The 2,692-nt window shown below is 34.5% G+C and carries 3 protein-coding genes; all 3 read left to right on the top strand.

Annotation, left to right across the window (positions count from 1 at the left end; all coding sequences use genetic code 11):
• Positions 1–331: M48 family metalloprotease (locus COZ07_RS05335; RefSeq protein ID WP_406607546.1), on the top strand; the 331-nt coding region annotated here is incomplete at its 5' end.
• A gap of 331 nt (positions 332–662) precedes the next feature.
• Complete coding sequence (locus tag COZ07_RS05330; RefSeq protein WP_406607545.1) at positions 663–1,823, top strand: acyl-CoA dehydrogenase family protein; 1,161 nt, start codon at positions 663–665, stop codon at positions 1,821–1,823.
• Positions 1,824–2,004: 181 nt separating this feature from the next.
• A partial coding sequence (locus tag COZ07_RS05325; RefSeq protein ID WP_406607544.1) for a hypothetical protein occupies positions 2,005–2,692 on the top strand: 688 nt, incomplete at its 3' end.

Here is a 2,692-nt window from a genome sequence, read left to right as displayed (position 1 = left end):
TTATTTAAGATATGAGTTAAGTGATATTTCCAATTTCCCTGCTTTCGCTTTATCTATGGTGGTTATTATTTTTTTAGGGGGTATTCCTCTTAATTTTTACTTTAGAAAGAGAGAGTGGAATGCTGATAAATTTGCTTTAAAAATAACTCAAAAAGGAGACGCCTTTATAACCTCTATGGCCAAGTTTACCAACCGAGATTTAGCTGATGCCTATCCTTACCCTTTAATTGAATTTCTATTTTATACCCATCCTTCTATTGGAAAGAGGATTAATTATGCTCAGAATTTTAAAAAGAAGATTGGATTAAAATGTAAAAAAATAATTTTGTAGCTAATTTTGTAGTAAATTATGATTTTTTGGTTATAATTATGTTGTAGGGGCTCGATTTCTGTCTGCGTGCAGGCACGCACAGGCAGGCAGGTAGACACATCGAGCCCGCTCAATACCGGGTCGGATAAATCCGACCCCTACATTACCATTTTGTTTACTTTTTGGGCTATAATTGTATTATAATATTATAATAATAAAGATAGATCCTAATCCTCACTAGAAATTTTAGAAATTGTTATTTTTTTCTGAAATATTTTAGCTTTTTGTAACCTTCGAAGTAAGGGAAGATATTTACTAAATATTTTTTAATAAATTTAAGGAGGAAGTATTGATGAATTATTTTCTAACCGAAGAACAGGAAATGATAAAAAATTTAGTAAAACAAATTGCCCAGGAAAAGATTGCTCCAGTAGCTATTGAATTAGATGAAAAAGGAGAATTTCCCTGGGAACTTATGAAAATATTTGCTCAATCAGACTTGTTTGCCATATTTGTTCCAGAGGAATATGGTGGACTGGGGAAGGGTGTTTTAGACTTGTGTATTATAATAGAGGAATTAAGTAAAGCCTGTGCTGGAGTTGCGGTATCTTATGCTGCGAGTGCTTTAGGCACTTATCCTATAATATTATTTGGTTCAGAAGAGCAGAAGAAAAAATATTTACCTCAGATAGCTAAAGGGGAAAAGTTAACTGCTTTTGCCTTGACCGAATCAGATGCAGGCAGTGATGCCGGAAGTATTCGTACTGCTGCGGTTCGTGATGGTAATGATTATATTCTAAATGGTAATAAACAGTGGATCACTAATGGAGGAGAAGCAGAAATTTACACTGTAATTGCCATAACAGATAGGGCTAGAGGCAGTCGTGGTGCCTCAGCATTTATGGTAGAAAAAGGAACTACGGGTTTTAGTTTTGGTAAAAAAGAGAATAAAATGGGAATTCGTTGTTCTGCTACTCGGGAATTAATCTTTAATGATTGTAGAATTCCTAAAGAAAATTTAATCAGTGGAGAAGGTAAGGGATTTTTAGTGGCGATGAAAACCCTGGATAAATCACGACCAGGAGTAGCAGCTCAAGCTGTTGGTATTGCTCAGGGGGCTTTAGATGATGCGATAAAATATGCCCGGGAACGGATTCAATTTGGAAAACCTATCTCTTCTTTTCAAGGGATTCAATTTATGTTAGCCGATATGGCTACTCAGATAGAAGCAGCTCGAGCATTGTTGTATGCTGGAGCACGATATATTGATAGTAATGCAAAAGATATTTCCAAAATATCCTCAATGACCAAATTATTTGCTTCTGATGTAGCGATGAAAGTTACCACTGATGCAGTACAAATATTTGGTGGTTATGGTTATATGAAAGATTATCCGGTAGAAAAAAGAATGAGAGATGCCAAGATTACCCAGATTTATGAAGGAACCAATCAGATACAAAGAGAGGTTATTGCCTTACAATTAATTAAAGAAGCAGCTAAAAATAGAAGGTAAAATTTAGTGCCTGGCACTAAATTTTACCTTCTATTCTGTGTAAAGAAAGGGGGTATGAAGAAAGATTAAAAAATTTCTAAAAAAGAAGGATTTTTTAACTTATTATAGTATAATAAAATATAGTAAAAAATAAAATAATTTCTTTTAAAATATTATAAAATAAATAAAGGAGATAGATATTATGAAAATAAGAAAAGTACTTACATTTCTAATCGTTTTTTCCATTTTAGCTATGATGAGTCTATCAGCTTTTGCAGTCAGTAGCTCAAATCTAGCTAATAAATTTCAATCCAATGGTGACTTAATTCAAAGTTGGTACTGGCTCCGAGATAATAATATTCAAGATTACGCTCAGTGGACATTTGAAAATATACCTTCTGGAAATAATGATTTAATCCTGGAAATTACTGCTTTAGCTACTAACCGTTCTGGAGGAGGCAGAGGTTTCCCTGCGGATTTCCTACTCATCTATGAAGTTCCAGGCGGAAATGTTTTTATTACTCAAAAAGTTAGTCTACCCAATGTATCATCAGCAAATGATCCGGTGGGTTACACTTGTAGTGGTCAGGTTATTATCCCCAGATCAGATCTTCAGGGGGCCTCTGTTCTCTTTCTACGAACTGAGAGAATCTCTCCCCATACTAATCACCTAGCTTTTAACAAAGATAGTATTAAAATAATAGAAACTACAGCAGAAGAAAATTACCCTCCTTACCAGGGAAATCAATTACCTGATACCAATAATCAGAATGAGGCATTTTTAATTCAACCTGGTATTTATAATGGAAGTCTTGGTGGGCAAATATCAGGAGGACAACGGGACAATGAGGACTGGTATAGTATAAACCTTCAGGCGGGACAGATTATTA

This window comes from Candidatus Infernicultor aquiphilus, assembly GCF_002784285.1.
Classification (GTDB): domain Bacteria; phylum Atribacterota; class Phoenicimicrobiia; order Phoenicimicrobiales; family Phoenicimicrobiaceae; genus Infernicultor; species Infernicultor aquiphilus.
This window is presented reverse-complemented; position numbering and strand designations above follow the sequence as displayed.

Excerpts from the sequence above, each read along its gene's own strand:
- COZ07_RS05330 (WP_406607545.1), top strand. The coding sequence starts at position 663 with ATGAATTATTTTCTAACCGAAGAACAGGAAATGATAAAAAATTTAGTA.